Here is a 15,543-nt window from a genome sequence, read left to right as displayed (position 1 = left end):
ATCCGTTTTACGCATCGTCTGCAAGACGAATCACCACTTTACCGAAGTTTTTGCCCGTCAGCAGGCCGATAAAGGTCTGCGGCGCATTTTCCAGACCGTCGGTGATTTGTTCGCGGTAATGGATTTTGCCCTCTTTAACCCAGCGCCCCATCTCCCGCTGAAACTCCTGAATGCGGTGACCATAATCCTGACCAATGATAAAGCCCTGCATCCGAATTCGCTTTTTCAGCAGCGTTGCCATCAGCAAAGGTAATCTATCGGGTCCGCCTGGAAGCGCTGTGGCGTTGTAACCGCTGACCAGTCCGCACAGCGGAATGCGCGCAGAGGTATTGAGCAATGGCAGAACGGCGTCAAATACCTTACCGCCGACGTTTTCGTAGTAAATATCGATCCCCTGCGGACAGGCTTTTGCCAGCTGTTGCGCAAAATCTTGTGCATGGTGATCGAGGCAGACATCAAAGCCCAAGACCTCGGTGGCATGTCGGCATTTCTCTGCCCCGCCTGCAACCCCGATCACCCGGCAGCCTTTGAGCTTACCAATCTGCCCTACCGTTGCGCCAACCGGGCCGGTGGCGGCGGCCACAACCAGCGTTTCCCCCGCTTTTGGCTGACCGATATCCAGCAGCCCCATATAAGCAGTAAATCCTGGCATCCCCATCACTCCCAGCGCCCAGGAGGGATGTTCGGGATTATCGCCAAGCTTCACCAGCCCGTTACCGTCGGAGATGTCATAGTCCTGCCAGCCGCTGTAGCTCAGCACCCACTCGCCTGGCTGGTAATCAGGATGGTTGGAGGACACCACGCGACTCACGGTCCCGCCAACCATCACGCCGCCAATCTCTACCGGCGGGGAGTAAGACGGCTCATCGCTCATGCGTCCACGCATGTAGGGATCGAGGGAAAGAAAAATGGTGCGCAGTAAAACCTGGCCTTCACCCGGCGTTGCCACCTCATCGTCTTCAAGTCGGAAGTTTTCCGGGACCGGCGCGCCATGCGGGCGGGAAGCCAGTACCCAGCGGCGATTGCGATTAGTCTGTTGACCCATGATGTGCTCCTCTGCTTTTGGCATGATTCCATCAATAGTAGCAGCCTGTGTCCGCCAGTTAGCTGACGACATGATTTAACCGCACAACCAGGTAAACGCAGGGGTGTGCGGTTTCATTGATAAACCGACAATCATTCGGCGGGCCAAGCTCCAGGCAATCGCCAGCCCGCATTTCATGACGCACGTCCCCTTCCACAAAGACTAATTCCCCCTGCTGTAGCCAGATAAGTTGTCTTGCCTGCACGTAGGAAGAGGCTGGCATCGGGATATCGCTTCCGGCAGGCAATTCTATCTGCACCAGATCAATAGGCAGATCGCTGCGCGGTGAAACGTGGCGGCGCAGATAGTGGCTTTGCGGGTCGTGCCAGACAGGCTGATCAGCGAAGCGCAGCAGCTTGCCCTCCTGCATTTCGGCCCGCGCCATCAGCATAGACATGCTGATACCAAAGGCACCGGAGAGCCTGCCCAGCAGCGTGGCCGTTGGGCTGCTCTCACCGCGCTCTATTTTATGGATCATCGCCCGCGACACGCCTGCGCGTTCAGCGAGTTCCGTCAGAGACCAGCCGCGAGACTCCCGCTCAATGCGAATTCTTGCACCGATCCGTTGATTTATGCTGTCTTCAATAGTATTCATATTGTAATACTATAGTGAACAATCCCTGAGGTTCAACATGTCCATTCGATTTGCCAGCAAAGAAGACTGTGCCGCCATTGCAGAAATCTACAACCACGCGGTACTGCATACGGCGGCTATCTGGAACGATCAAACGGTCGATGCCGAAAACCGTATCTCATGGTATCAAGCCCGCCAGTTGATGGGCTATCCGGTGCTGGTGAGTGAAGAGAATGGCGTGATTACAGGGTACGCCTCCTTTGGCGACTGGCGTAACTTTGATGGATTCCGTCATACCGTTGAACATTCGGTATATGTCCATCCTGCTCATCAGGGTAAAGGCCTGGGACGATCGCTGCTCAGCAGGTTAATAGAAGAAGCCCGCGCGTGCGGCAAGCATGTGATGGTTGCGGGCATTGAGTCTCAGAATCAGGCGTCGCTGCATCTGCACAGCACGCTGGGTTTTAAAACCACCGCGCAAATGCCACAGGTTGGCACTAAATTTGGGCGCTGGCTGGATCTGACTTTTATGCAGTTGCAGTTAGACGATCGCCGCAAACCGGATGCCAGCAGATGAACCAGACGCTAACCCTCTCCTTTCTGATTGCCGCAGGTATTGGTCTGGTGGTGCAAAATACCTTGATGGTACGCATCACGCAGACGTCCTCGACGATCCTCATCGCCATGTTACTTAACTCTCTGGTCGGGATCGTGCTGTTTGTCAGCATACTGTGGTTTAAGCAAGGTATGGCGGGGTTTGGGGAACTGGTTTCCAGCGTGCGCTGGTGGACGCTAATCCCTGGCTTGCTGGGATCGTTCTTTGTTTTTGCCAGCATCAGTGGATACCAAAATGTGGGCGCTGCAACCACTATCGCAGTGCTGGTGGCCAGCCAGTTAATCGGCGGACTGGTGCTGGATATTCTGCGCAGTCATGGCGTACCGCTGCGGGCGTTGGTGGGACCGGTCTGCGGCGCGGTGCTGCTGGTCGTTGGGGCCTGGCTGGTGGCGAGACGTTCGTTTTAATTGCGCTTATCCGGCCTGAACATGCAAGCCGGATAAGGTGTTACTTCGCCATCTGGCAACAACGAATTAAAGGATTGTGCCGCCTTTGGTCAACTGTTCGCGACGGGTTTCCATATCCTCTTTATGCTGACGGCCATGATGTGCGATAGCCGTACGCAAACGCTGTTGCTGGGTGTAACGTTCTTCCCGGCTCAGCACGACATCATCGCTGAGTTCAATCAGCAATTCATTCATATGCGTAATGACGCTCTCTTCAATGGCGGCATCAACACGTGCGCTGACCTCATCCAGATGCGACATAACCTCTCCTTAACTCATTAATTTAATTTTGCTTTTGAAAAATCGCTGCCCATCAGGCTAACGCTGTATCCGCTGACGTTGCTGCGCGTCGCGTAAAACGTTTTCCCGTTTGCCAACGCAATCCACGGAGCCTGCTGGTAGAAAATCTCTTGCGACTGCTGGTAAAGCGCGGCGCGTTCTTCCGGTTTACTCACCAGTTTCGCCTTTTGAACCAGCGAATTATACTCTTTATCGCACCAGCGCGCGGCGTTAGATCCGGTTTTAATGCTGTCACAGCCCAGCAGTACATCGGCGAAGTTATCCGGATCGCCGTTGTCTGACATCCAACCGAACAACGCGGTGTCATGCTCACCTTTACGCATTCCGGAGAGATATTCGCCCCACTCGTACGACACAATTTTCGCCTTCACGCCAACCTTCGCCCAGTCGCTTTGGATCATCTCGGCAATCCGTCGGGAGTTCGGGTTGTATGGGCGCTGAACCGGCATTGACCACAGCGTCGCTTCAAAGCCGTTTTCCAGTCCCGCCTGTTTCAGCAGATCTTTCGCTTTTTGCGGGTCGTAAGCGTAATCCTGCAGATCTTTATTGAACCCCAACATATTCGGCGGAATTGGCGATTTTGCAACCGTACCGGAACCTAAAAAGACGGCGTTAATAATGGCCTTTTTGTCTGTCGCGTAGTTAAGCGCCTGACGCACCAGCACGTTATCAAACGGTTTTTTCTCGGTATTAAACGCCAGATACCCGACGTTCAGCGCTTCAACCGAATGCAGTGTCAAATCTTTATTCTTCTTAATCTCGTCAAACTGTACGGGCGCAGGCGCCGGAATTATCTGGCATTCATTGGTTTGCAGTTTCGCCAATCGGGTCTGAACGTTTGGCGTGATTGAGAAGATCAGGTGCTTCGTGGGGACGGCGCCGTCCCAGTAGTTCGGGTTGGCGAGATAGCGGATTTGCGAATCCTGTTTGTACTGCTGCAACACGTATGGCCCGGTGCCAATTGGCCAGTTATCGACGTTTTCCGGAGTGCCTTTTTTCAGCATCACGTCGGCATATTCCGCAGAGAGGATGGAGGCAAAATCCATTCCCCAGTCGGCAAGAAACGCGGCGTTAGGTTCATTAAGGATAAACTGAACGTGATAATCATCGACCTTCTTCACTTCTTTAATCAGTTTATCCAGACCGACATCGTTGAAGTATTCGTAGCTTCCCTGAGAAATTTTGTGGTACGGATGATCGGCATCTTTCTGTCGTAATACCGAGAAAACCACGTCATCAGCGTTGAAGTCACGGGTTGGTTTGAAGAATTTATTACTGTTGAATTTCACGCCCTGACGCAGGGTAAAAGTGTAGGTCTTACCGTCCGGCGAAATCGTCCAGTCCGTTGCCAGAGACGGAACTGGCGTATTTTTTACCGGATCAAAGTTGATGAGTCGGTTGTAGAGCACCTGCGAGCTGGCTACAAACGATGGACCGGAACTGGCGATTTGCGGGTTAAATGACTCTGGCGACGCTTCTGAGCAGTAAATGAGAGTGTCAGTATTGGCCGCGAACGCCGCGCCTGATGGTAAGACGGCGCTGAGCGCCAGCGCGAGTAACGTTTTCCTTGCAATCATGGTTATAAGCCTTCTTATTTTATTATTAACCGGGATATCAGAGCATAGCTGACAAAAACTGACCAATAACAAATCACTATCAGGTTATTCTAATCCGGTGTATTTTGCTGAATAATTCATCACCCTAAGCGAATTAATTTCCCTTAAGTCTTTTTCAAAACGTCAAGATTTTTCCCGGCACTCTATGCCATGAAAATTCGCCCCTTTTTGCCTCTCTTCCACCGTTTGCTCGTTTTTATAAAACGTAAAGTAGATACGTGAAGAAGTCTAAGGGGTAACAACGTGGCAAAAACTCTCTTGCGCAGCGGCAATTTGGATGACTATCAGGCCGTGGGCGGCGGTGGTCAGGCCGTGTTTGATTCAGCATTGCAAATTCGTGAAACGCTTCGCCTGCGTAAACAGCAGGCGATGGTGGATTGTCTGGCGATCCCACAGATTAATGACAACGGCGATCGCGTTGACTGGTATTCGCCGATTGAAGGGAAAGCCGTTGCATGGAAAGCCGCTGATGAAGAGGCCCGTTTTCGTGCGCTGCGCTATCTGGGGAGCACGCTGGAAAATGCGGCGGCGCTGAGCCGTAAAAGTCTGCAATCGGGTAAAACCTCCCTGCAGCTGTTTGGCTCACTGCTGGAAAAAGCCATCCAGTTTCCTGGTGAGAATCACGTGTTTCTGGTTGAAGGTAAACCCGTTATTACGTTCTGGGGTTTCGTCAATCTGAATGAAAATCCTCGCGACGATGTGCTCGATTGCCTGCGCCTTGCCGATATTCCTCCGGTCGTCACCGTAGCGGAGCCTGAGCCGGAAGAAGAAATCACTGCCCAAATCACCTTCGTCGAGGCCGACGCACCTTTGCTGACTCCAGTGGTTGAGCTAGCTAAACCGGCTGAACCTGAACCACAACCCCCGGTCGTTGTTAACGAACCTGAAGTCTCGCCGCCGCTCGCACAGAAGAAACCCACACGCCGCCTGCCGTTGTGGAGCCTGCCCGTTGCCGCGGTGATCATTGCAGCCATGGTTGGGCCGCTGCTGTGGAAGCAACAGACCACCCAGCCCGTACCCGCTGTTCCCCCTGGAGACGTCGCTAAGGCAGATATGGCACCGCTGCCAGAACTGACATCTGCACTGCCGTTGCATCGGGCTGAAGTGGTTCCGGCTGCGAAAAAAGAAAAACCTGTCGAAGGACCGGTCGTGATCGCCGCGATTCCGAAAGATGCGCTGGTGATGGATGCCAACCAGATGAAGGCAGGAACGACGCGTTTTCTCAACGGTAACTGGCGCGTCATGGTTGATGTTAAAGATCCGGTTAGCGGTAAAGCGCCGTCGCTGCGCTATCAGATCCAGGCCAATAAAGGCACGGCGCGCGTGGTTCATGGCGACAATATTGTTTGTCGTGCCGAGATTTTCTCCGGTTTGCATCAGTCAGGTGAATTAATGATTAAGAGTCGCGGGAATGCCCGTTGTACGGACGGGTCACGTTATCCGATGCCGGAAATTACCTGCAAAGCGGCAACCAATGACGTCGCAGCCTGTACCGCACGTTATGACGATCACGCGGAAATCCCTCTGACGATCAAAAAGATAGGTGCCTGATTTTATGTTGGTGAATCTGTGTGACTACAAACAGAGCGTGACGCTCATCGCCAATAGCGGTGTGCAATTTCTGGATTTTGGCCTGACGCCGCAGGAATCTGCGCATCATGGCCGCTTTGTGCGCAAAACGGCAAATGGTCCCCTGCTGCGGCTGGATTTCGATCTGACAACCGGACGTTATACCTTACCTGGCAGCACCGGCGGTCAGCCCGAAGTGGTGAAGCCGGAAAGCACCCAGAAGCTGCATTATTCGCTGGACGTGCTCGACGGTGTCTGGCTGCCGCTGCCGTTTCTGCGCTTCAACCCGCCGCGTACGTTCGTTGAAGGCCCGGATAACTGGGCGCGCGTACAGGTACGAAAGCTGGCGCAACCTGACAGCGCGGGCAACACCCACCGCGTCACCGTAGCGCTGGACAGCCAGCTCACTGAAAATGCCCCTGCGGCGTTAACCCCCAACGAAAATGACCTGCTGAACGGTACGCGATTTGCGCTGGCCTGGCATGACAACGAAATTGCCGATTTCCTCGACCAGACCTGGATTGACGGCTGGTTGCGCGAATCCTTTATGCATCATGTCACACAGCATGAGAACCGCTCAGAACAAGAGATCCAGCAGGCGCTGCGTAACTTTGAATATCAGGCGCACTGGCTGAATGTGCTGACCCTGTTAGGCGAGCAGCTTTCCGTCCCGGAAGTGAAACTGGTCACGCATACCCTCAGCACGCCCGCCATTCCCGTTGATCTTATCCTGGATATCGGTAACACCCATACCTGTGGCGTCCTGATTGAAGATCACGGGGATGCCAATGACGGACTGCGCCAGACAGCCGAATTGCAGGTGCGTTCGTTAAGCGAGCCACAGTTTCTCAACGATCCGTTGTTCACCAGCCGACTGGAGTTTTCCGAAGCGCGTTTTGGTAAGCAGCACTTTTCCGTGGAGAGCGGTCGTGATGATGCCTTTATCTGGCCGTCGATTGTCCGCGTTGGCGATGAAGCCCGAAAGCTGGCGATGCAGCGCATGGGCACTGAAGGCAGCAGTGGGATCTCCAGCCCGCGCCGTTATCTGTGGGACGAAACGCCGGTGTTGCATGACTGGCGCTTTAGCCAGATGAATGGCAAAACCCAGCGCGAACCACTGGCTACCGCCTTCCCGCTAATGAACCTGATGAACGATGACGGGCAACCGCTGTTCAGCCTGCCGCAGGATGATCGTCTGCCGGTATTCTCACCGCAATACAGCCGCAGTACGCTGATGACGCATATGTTGTGCGAAATACTGGCCCAGGCGCTGGGGCAAATTAACAGCGTGGCGACGCGTTTGCGCCTCGGATTCCCGGCATCTCCTCGTCAGTTGCGTACGCTGATCCTGACCCTGCCGTCGGCGATGCCCAAACAGGAGCGTGAGATTTTCCGCCTGCGCATGTTTGAAGCTATTGCGTTGGTCTGGAAAGCAATGGGCTGGCACCCGCAGGATGAAGACTTCACCACCCGTAAACAGCAGGAAAAGAGCGTGGTTCCCGTACCTGAGATCCAGATGGAATGGGATGAGGCCAGCTGCGGGCAACTGGTGTGGCTGTATAACGAAGCTATCTCTCACTACGATGGTCACACCGAATCGTTCTTTAACGCCCTTGCCCGCCCGGACCGTCTGCCGGAGCCTGGTGAGACTAAAGGTCGTGCGCTGCGCGTGGCATCGATCGACATTGGCGGCGGGACAACGGATATGGCCGTCGTCCATTACCAGCTTGATGACGGCGTGGGTACAAACGTCAAAATTACCCCGCACCTGCTGTTCCGTGAAGGCTTTAAGGTTGCGGGCGATGACATGCTGCTGGACGTGATTCAGCGTTGCGTGTTGCCTGCGCTGCAAACCCGCCTGCAACAGGCTGGCGTGACCGACGCCGCCGCATTGCTGGCTACGCTATTTGGCGATTCAGGGCGCATCGACACCCAGGCGATTTTGCGTCAACAAACGGCGTTACAACTCTTTATGCCGCTCGGTCATGCGGTACTTTCTGCCTGGGAACAAAGTGATATTAACGATCCGGTAGCGGGTCTGCATGCCACCTTTGGCGAACTCCTGAGCCAGCAACCAACGCGCAACGTGCTGAATTACATCCAGCAGGCTATCGATCATGCGTTACCTGCGGGATCGCCAGCGTTTGATGTGTTGAGCGTGCCGTTACAGGTGCAGTTCAGGCAGTTACAAGAAGCGTTACTGGCGGGCCAGTTTACCCTGACCTCCCCACTGCACGCGGTCTGTGAGGCCATTTCACACTATCGCTGCGATATTTTATTAGTGACCGGCAGACCCGCCTGTTTACCGGGCGTACAAGCGTTGATCCGCCATCTGCAGCCCGTTCCGGTTAATCGTATGATCTGGATGGATAACTACCGCGTACATGAGTGGTATCCGTTCAGCCAACAAGGGCGGATTGGTAACCCCAAATCCACCGCAGCAGTTGGTGCCATGTTGTGTAGCCTGGCGCTGGATCTACGCTTGCCGCGTTTCAACTTTAAAGCTGCCGATATCGGCGCTTACTCGACCGTACGTTATCTCGGCGTGTTGGATAATACGGTCAATACGCTGCGCGATGAGAACATCTGGTATCACGATATCGATCTGGATAAGCCCGGCGCGAAGCTGGATGCCCGCCTGCACTTCCCATTGCGCGGCAACGTTACGTTAGGTTTCCGCCAACTGGCCAACAGCCGTTGGCCTGCCACACCGCTGTATACGCTCAGCATAAATTCTGCCGAACTGGCAAAAACCATCGCCGGAGATGGCGTGTTGAATGTACGGCTGCAGCTACGCGGTGGTAGCAAAGAAAGCGGCCCGGAATTTTTCGTACTGAGCGATGCGTGGTTACAGGATGGCACTCCCGTTGCCGCCAATGCCTTAACGTTAAAACTGAATACGCTGGCAGACCGACGCCATAGCGGGAGCCATTACTGGATTGATAGCGGGAGCGTGTACCTGAAATGAGTAAGATGTTAAACACCGCGCAGGCCGCCATCGAGTGGGTAACTGATACCCGTCAGCGTGCGGCGCGTCTTGATGATGAAGCGGATGCCCTGTTGGCGCAGCTCACCCTGGCCGCCGTTAATGAATCTGCGTTGAAGACGACCTTTTCATCGCGAGGATGCGTTGGGCTTTACGGACATTCGCAATCGGCAAAAGCGCACCTGCTCACAGCATTGTGCAGCAACGCCAATGGCAAAGTGAATATCGTTACCCCGGATCGCAGCTTTCATTACTTTTCACATATTAATCCTGGTCATGCGCCAACCAATATGGCGATCCGCTTTACGCGTGATGAAAATCCGCTCGATGGTGAATGGCCGTTGCGCCTGCGGCTACTCAGTGAAGCCGAACTGGTACAGCTATTTATTACCCAGTTCTGTGCGCTTGCGGACAACCGCCAGGTCGAGAAATCGATTATTGAGGCGCGCCTGGAAAAATGGCAAACGTTGCGCCAGCGTCATCCGGTGCTGGGCATTACCGCGCATGATGTCGCGGCAATTGGTCGTTTCTGGCGCGCCTGCGTACCGGCCAGACAACAGCAATTTGACGACGCGCTATGGCATCAGTTTGCCACGCTGCTACCCGCTCTGGATCTGACTACCCGGGCAAACGCCTGGGCGTTACTGTGGGGAGAACAACCAGAGTTGACGCAACAGTGGTTGGCGCTGGCGCATACGCTGCAACAAACCGGGAGCGCGCAAGAACTCGCGGCTCCGCTGAGCCTGCTGGTTGACCATTTTGGTTTACCTGCCGAGAGTTTCCTGACTCAGGTAGCATTGAACGGGAATGAGGCGCAAAGCGATGTGGTGGTTCATCCAATAGAAAATGATCAGTTGCTCAATGCGGTCAGCCTTTCTCAGGCTTCGCTGGCGCTGCTCACGCGCGAGCTGGTCCTGACGGTTGAAGATGCGGTACTGGAGAATGTCGATCTTCTGGATATTCCCCTCGCCCCGGACGTTCATCCCCATCCATTGTGGCAGGCCAAATTAGGCTGGATGCTGGAACATTATCGCCAGCATCTGCAACCGGATGTACTTTTAATCTGTAATGCGGTATCTACCCGCTCCCAGACGCCCGCCATCACCCGCAAGCTGCTGGGCTGGGTTAACGACACTCAGCCCGTACATGACGCCGCATTGCCGGGAGTGGTCTGGGCCATTACTCCGCAGGATGCGCGGTTTAGCACTCAGCAAAATCTTGATGAATCTGTGCAGCAATTAATGGGCAAACCCGGACTGCACTGGGGCACGCTGCAGGCGCTGGATAAACACAGCTTACAACGCCTCGTCGAATGGCTGACTCAGGCAACCTCGCCCCAGCAACGCCAGGCGAGATTGACCTCCCTGCGTGAGCAGCACCAGCAGCGTGTACGCGAAACCCTGATCGGCTGGATTAATCCCGTTGAAATCGAGTCGGGTAGCAATGAGTCGGTGATCCGCCAGCTCCAGGCCCAGGCGGCAAAGCATGGCGAACTCCTGGACGGTTTGCTTCCGCCGATGCGCCTCTTTGAGTCGCTGCTGCGTGTTCAGCAGCCGCGCGAAGAACAGGTGAGCGGATTATTTAATGAAGAGATTGACCTGTTTGCCGAGGTGCGTGACACACCGCACTCGCCGGAAAGCAAAGAGGCCGGGTATCAGGCGCACAAAATGTGGGTTAACCACGTGCGCCAGTGGTGTCGCGATGAAAATAATGCGCGCCGATTACGTCTCGAGCCGCGTACGCTAAGGCAGGTTGCCGATATCCTCGTTACCACCAGCTATCGGCTGGAGATGCCGCAACGCTTACAGCGCATTATGCAGCGAGAAAACGTCTGCGCCGCGCAGCTTCACGCCGATATTGGGGATTTTATTACCTGGCTTGGATTTGCCAGCGTGGCAGAGGAACAGCGTCCGGCCAGCAGGATCCAAAAAGGATCGGCTATTTTTAGTGCCCCGGCGCAACAGCCGATGTTACGGTTGACGAAACTGGATGAACAACCTTCGCATGGCGCAAGCCGTTACGTTTACGACTGGCTGGTCGCTTTGTATACCCGCGCCAATGAAAACGTGGGATATCAGCATCCGCAGGATGTTTGCGCAGCCGACAAAAAACGATTAGATGCCCTGCTTTCCTCCTGAAACGGCGTTTACGCCGTCATCAGAAGAGAGAAAACATTAACGCGACGGGAAAACTCATCGGCCAGGTCGCCCCGACTAATACTGCGCTGAGAAAACGAATCCGCTTTTTATCGCGGGAAAGAAACCAGGTGATGATTGCCGTGATAGCGGCCATCACCGCATAAAAAACCAACATTTTTTGGTACAGAGACATGTCAGGCATCCGGGCCGAAAGGTAAAATCGCGCGCAATATGCTCTTTTTCATGACCCACATCAAGTTTTATTAATTTTTTTAAGAGAAACGCCGGTAAAACAAGCCGTTTTCATTATGTTCAGAATCCGTACTATTGCGGATAGTTATAACCCGTACTATACCCATAAGGGTTAAAACGAAAGGTGGCACAAATGAATGTTTCCAGTAAAACTGTGGTGCTGATAAATATATTTGCTGCTGTAGGACTTTTCAGTCTGATTTCCGCAAGGTTTGGCTGGTTTGCTTGATGTCGTTCTTCTTGATTAATTGCAGCGTCTGCTGGCAGAGAGGCTCTTCTCTCTGCCATTAGTACACGATTTTCCCACTCTCCTGCCACCCGGTAAATTATCCTTAGTATGTAATACCCCTAATCCTTCTGCGGCATTATATTGCCCGCATAACGGCTCGGTGTTGTGCCGGTATGCTGATGGAAAAAAGCGATAAAAGCACTGTCACTGACAAATTCCAGATATTGCGCCACCTGGCTGATCTGCCCCCCGTCAGCCAGCATCTCCATGGCTTTTAATAGTCTAAATTGCTGCCGCCAGCTCTGATAATTCATCCCGGTATCCCTGGTAAATATTCGACTGATCGTCCTCTCGCATGCCCCAACCCGTTGGGATAATTGATTTAGTCGTGGTGGCAATTCGCCCATACGTACTCCTTCAAGCCACACGTTCAGCCGTGGATCTGAGGGAAACTGCAACGTCCAGTTTTCAGTGTGGGCGGCCCGCATTTCCTCACAGAAAACGGTGATAAGACTGGCCTGCTGCTCGGCAGGCATTTCCCATGGCCAGAAAGCCATACGTTCTATTACTTCAAAAAAGAGAGGATTAACGTCGACTATCTGCAGCGGTAACTTAGACAACGGCAATGTAGTTGAAAAATACAACGAACGATAAGCCATCACCCCACGCATTATGGCGCGATGTACCGTACCAGCCGGGATCCAGACCGCGCGCCGTGGCGGTAGCAGACACAGGGCATGCTCCAGCTCAATCGTAATGCTTCCCGCTGCCGAAAAAAGTAGCTGATGACGAAGATGGCTATGCCGGCCGGAATCGTGTACGCCCATCTCGGAGGCAATCCCGATTACCGGTTTATCAAAGCTATCCGCATCGAAATCATCATCCGGGGCAATTTCCATTATCTGTCCGATATTTGATATTTAAAGTCTTGATAATGGTAATACGACACCTCCCTTTCAGCAATAATGCCCGCCAGTTTTCTGTCTCTCTGGATATTGCTATGAACACTCTTCGCCGCCCGCCGCTGTGGCTTCTTACTTTGCTGATTATGTTTCCGCAACTGGTGGAAACCATTTATAGCCCGGCATTGCCAGGGATTGCCACGTCTTATCACGTAAGCAGTGAGCGCGCGGCGCAAACACTCTCCGTTTATTTTATTGCCTTCGCCGTCGGCGTGGCGATGTGGGGTTGGCTGAGCGACTGCATCGGTCGACGTTGGGCGATGCTGGCAGGACTTATCTGCTACGGGTCAGGTTGTGCCCTGGCCGTGGTTGCCACTGACTTCAGCGTTTTGCTGCTGGCGCGGATGATCTCAGCCATCGGCGCGGCTGCCGGGTCAGTGGTGGTACAGACCATGTTACGGGACACTTATGAATCAACTGCGCTATCCCGCGTCTTTTCCGTGATGGGCGCTGCGCTGGCATTGAGTCCCGTTTTCGGCCTGCTAAGCGGAGGTTGGTTGGTTAGCCTGTATGGTCATACCGGTGTATTTATTGCCCTTGTGCTGCTGGCGCTACTACTGCTAGTACTGACTGCGACCATGCTGCCAGAAACCCGGCCCGAAAATACGCTCAGCCCCAGCCTTTCTGCACTGCTCTCCCGCATGATGCGTGACCGTGAGCTGTGGAAAAATACCATGCTGGTTGCGCTGCTGAATACCATGCTCTTTAGCTATTACAGCCTGGCTCCGTTTCTTTTCGGGCAATTGGGATGGAGTTCCAGAGCCTTTGGCTGGACGGGGGGATTACTTGCGTTTGCTTCGCTGTCGGGCAGCCTGCTGAACCGGAGATTATTGACGACGGACCTGACGTCGGAACAGAGGGTACGTTATGCCTGTGCGCTGGCAGCATTGTCAGGCCTCGCCGCGTGGTGGTTACAGCACTCCGCGTGGATTCTGATACCGGTTTTCGGCGCGGTGATTGCCTATGGCATCGCGATCCCTAATGTGCTGAGTCAGGCCCTACGCCACTATCGTGAACAGGCCGGGGCCGCCGGTGCATTATTCGGATTAAGCTATTACCTGTTGCTGGGAATGATGCTGGGGGTGGCAGGCATGGTGCAACAACTGGGGCTGGTTCTGAGCATCTGTGCGCTACTTGCCTGGATTTGCAGCTTGCGCCGCGGATAACCCACAAAGCCCTGACATTAATAAGCCGGGGCTTTGTTGTATCAATTAGCCTGACCTCGCGGATATTTCCAACTTACCGCCGTCCGATGGCGACGAGGCCAGTGGCGCGAATAATATAGACACACGTTTGCCAGTATTTAGCTATCCGTGTCGCATTTATTGCTCGCGCTTCAGATATTACTCATGCTTGATCATGACATGGCGAACAATCGTGTAATCTTCCAGCCCGTAAACCGACATATCCTTGCCATAACCAGACTGTTTTTGTCCGCCGTGCGGCATCTCGCTGACCAGCGTGAAGTGGGTATTGACCCAGGTGCAACCATACTGCAGGCGAGCGCTAAATCGATGCGCGCGCCCCACATCCCGAGTCCAGACGGAGGATGCCAGGCCGTATTTCGAATCGTTAGCCCACGCCAGCACCTGATCTTCATCCTCAAATACGGTGACGCTGACCACCGGACCGAAAACTTCCCGCTGCACGATAGCATCTTCCTGCTTCGCCCCGGCCAGCAGCGTCGGAGCAAAATAGTAGCCTGCGCCGTCCACTTTTTTACCACCGGTGATGACTTTGATATGCCCCAGTGCTTTGGCTTCATCGACCGCTTTAGTCACGCGATCGAGGTGCGCCTGCGAGCTTACCGGCCCCAGCTCCGTCGATTCGTCATTCGGTGCACCGATTTTCAGACTGGCAACCGCGGCACCGAGTTTCTCAACCAACGCGTCATAAATGCCTTTCTGGGCATAGATTCGACAAGCGGCAGTACAGTCTTGTCCGGCGTTGTAATACCCAAAGGTTCGCACGCCGCTCACCACAGCATCCAGATCGGCATCATCAAAAATGATGACCGGGGCTTTGCCGCCCAGCTCCATATGTGTGCGCTTAATCGAAGGCGCGGTGTGCTGGATAATGTGTTCACCGGTCGCAATGGAGCCGGTCAGGGAAACCATCCGGACTTTTTCATGACCGGTCAGCGGATCACCCACCGTTTTGCCACGGCCAAACAACACGTTGATAACACCAGGCGGATAAATATCTTTGGCAAATTCAGCCAGTTTAAGTGCCGTTAGCGGGGTAATTTCTGACGGTTTAATCACCACACAGTTACCCGCCGCCAGCGCCGGTGCCAGCTTCCACGCCGCCATCATCAGCGGGTAGTTCCACGGCGCGATAGAGGCCACCACGCCCAGCGGATCCCGACGAATCATCGACGTATGCCCTTCCAGATACTCTCCGGCCGCCTGCCCTTGTAGAGTACGAGCTGCCCCGGCGAAGAAGCGGAAAACGTCGACGATTGCCGGAATTTCATCGTTAAGGACACAGTGCAGCGGCTTACCACAGTTAAGCGATTCCAGTTCAGCGAAGGTTTGCGCGTTATCGGCGATAGCATCCGCCAGTTTCAGCAGCAGTTCGGAACGGACTTTCGGTGTGGTTTGTCCCCAGGTGGCAAATGCACTGTCTGCTGCACGTACCGCCGCATCAACCTGCCCGGCTGACGCCTCGGCAATCTCCAGAATGCGTTCTCCAGTGGCAGGGTTATAGACTGGCTGCTTTTCACCTTCACCGTTGACCAGCTCGCCATTAATCAGTAATTGATGTTGCAT

Annotated in this window: 14 protein-coding genes; 7 read left to right on the top strand and 7 right to left on the bottom strand. The window is 54.1% G+C overall.

The window, feature by feature from the left end; translation table 11 throughout:
• Positions 1-7: 7 nt before the first annotated feature.
• Entirely contained in the window at positions 8-1,045 is a 1,038-nt protein-coding gene (locus tag GFC06_RS15785) for an NADP-dependent oxidoreductase (protein ID WP_153690359.1), read from the bottom strand.
• A gap of 58 nt (positions 1,046-1,103) precedes the next feature.
• Positions 1,104-1,679: a helix-turn-helix domain-containing protein gene (locus tag GFC06_RS15780; protein WP_046275593.1), complete on the bottom strand. Its 576-nt coding sequence runs from the start codon at positions 1,677-1,679 to the stop codon at positions 1,104-1,106.
• A 37-nt stretch (positions 1,680-1,716) separates the two neighbouring features.
• On the opposite strand from GFC06_RS15780, the gene GFC06_RS15775 reads away from it, so the two are divergent.
• Both GFC06_RS15775 and GFC06_RS15770 read left to right on the top strand, forming a co-directional pair.
• Positions 1,717-2,235, top strand: a complete 519-nt coding sequence (locus GFC06_RS15775) for a GNAT family N-acetyltransferase (RefSeq protein WP_153690358.1) — start codon at positions 1,717-1,719, stop codon at positions 2,233-2,235.
• Positions 2,232-2,681, top strand: coding sequence for a DMT family transporter (locus GFC06_RS15770; protein WP_016156572.1), 450 nt, complete (start codon positions 2,232-2,234; stop codon positions 2,679-2,681). The genes GFC06_RS15775 and GFC06_RS15770 overlap by 4 nt, the downstream gene beginning before the upstream one ends.
• A gap of 66 nt (positions 2,682-2,747) precedes the next feature.
• Here GFC06_RS15770 and GFC06_RS15765 read toward each other — a convergent pair whose 3' ends face one another.
• Complete coding sequence (locus GFC06_RS15765; protein WP_016153143.1) at positions 2,748-2,981, bottom strand: YdcY family protein; 234 nt, start codon at positions 2,979-2,981, stop codon at positions 2,748-2,750.
• Between the two features lie 17 nt (positions 2,982-2,998).
• Positions 2,999-4,597: an ABC transporter substrate-binding protein gene (locus GFC06_RS15760; protein ID WP_016156573.1), complete on the bottom strand. Its 1,599-nt coding sequence runs from the start codon at positions 4,595-4,597 to the stop codon at positions 2,999-3,001.
• A gap of 282 nt (positions 4,598-4,879) precedes the next feature.
• Between GFC06_RS15760 and GFC06_RS15755 the strand changes: the two genes are divergently transcribed.
• The 3 genes from GFC06_RS15755 to GFC06_RS15745 are packed head-to-tail and all read left to right on the top strand — an operon-like array spanning position 4,880 to position 11,329.
• Positions 4,880-6,187, top strand: coding sequence for an SrfA family protein (locus tag GFC06_RS15755; RefSeq protein WP_153690357.1), 1,308 nt, complete (start codon positions 4,880-4,882; stop codon positions 6,185-6,187).
• A 4-nt stretch (positions 6,188-6,191) separates the two neighbouring features.
• On the top strand, positions 6,192-9,173 hold the full coding sequence (locus tag GFC06_RS15750; RefSeq protein ID WP_046275606.1) for a virulence factor SrfB: 2,982 nt from the start codon (positions 6,192-6,194) through the stop codon (positions 9,171-9,173).
• The gene (locus GFC06_RS15745) at positions 9,170-11,329 is read left to right on the top strand and encodes a virulence factor SrfC family protein (protein ID WP_153690356.1); all 2,160 of its coding nucleotides are present in this window, start codon (positions 9,170-9,172) and stop codon (positions 11,327-11,329) included. The genes GFC06_RS15750 and GFC06_RS15745 overlap by 4 nt, the downstream gene beginning before the upstream one ends.
• A gap of 19 nt (positions 11,330-11,348) precedes the next feature.
• Here GFC06_RS15745 and GFC06_RS15740 read toward each other — a convergent pair whose 3' ends face one another.
• Entirely contained in the window at positions 11,349-11,522 is a 174-nt protein-coding gene (locus GFC06_RS15740) for a GhoT/OrtT family toxin (RefSeq protein WP_016153148.1), read from the bottom strand.
• A 192-nt stretch (positions 11,523-11,714) separates the two neighbouring features.
• On the opposite strand from GFC06_RS15740, the gene yncL reads away from it, so the two are divergent.
• On the top strand, positions 11,715-11,810 hold the full coding sequence (yncL, locus tag GFC06_RS15735; RefSeq protein WP_071524268.1) for a stress response membrane protein YncL: 96 nt from the start codon (positions 11,715-11,717) through the stop codon (positions 11,808-11,810).
• A 119-nt stretch (positions 11,811-11,929) separates the two neighbouring features.
• Here yncL and GFC06_RS15730 read toward each other — a convergent pair whose 3' ends face one another.
• On the bottom strand, positions 11,930-12,709 hold the full coding sequence (locus GFC06_RS15730; protein ID WP_049282399.1) for an AraC family transcriptional regulator: 780 nt from the start codon (positions 12,707-12,709) through the stop codon (positions 11,930-11,932).
• 101 nt (positions 12,710-12,810) lie between these two features.
• On the opposite strand from GFC06_RS15730, the gene GFC06_RS15725 reads away from it, so the two are divergent.
• Positions 12,811-13,938: a multidrug effflux MFS transporter gene (locus GFC06_RS15725; protein ID WP_153690355.1), complete on the top strand. Its 1,128-nt coding sequence runs from the start codon at positions 12,811-12,813 to the stop codon at positions 13,936-13,938.
• A 177-nt stretch (positions 13,939-14,115) separates the two neighbouring features.
• On the opposite strand, the gene patD is transcribed toward GFC06_RS15725, so the two are convergent.
• On the bottom strand, positions 14,116-15,543 hold the full coding sequence (gene patD, locus GFC06_RS15720) for an aminobutyraldehyde dehydrogenase (protein ID WP_016156580.1): 1,428 nt from the start codon (positions 15,541-15,543) through the stop codon (positions 14,116-14,118).

It is taken from the genome of Citrobacter braakii (assembly GCF_009648935.1).
Lineage (GTDB): Bacteria > Pseudomonadota > Gammaproteobacteria > Enterobacterales > Enterobacteriaceae > Citrobacter > Citrobacter braakii.
This window is presented reverse-complemented; position numbering and strand designations above follow the sequence as displayed.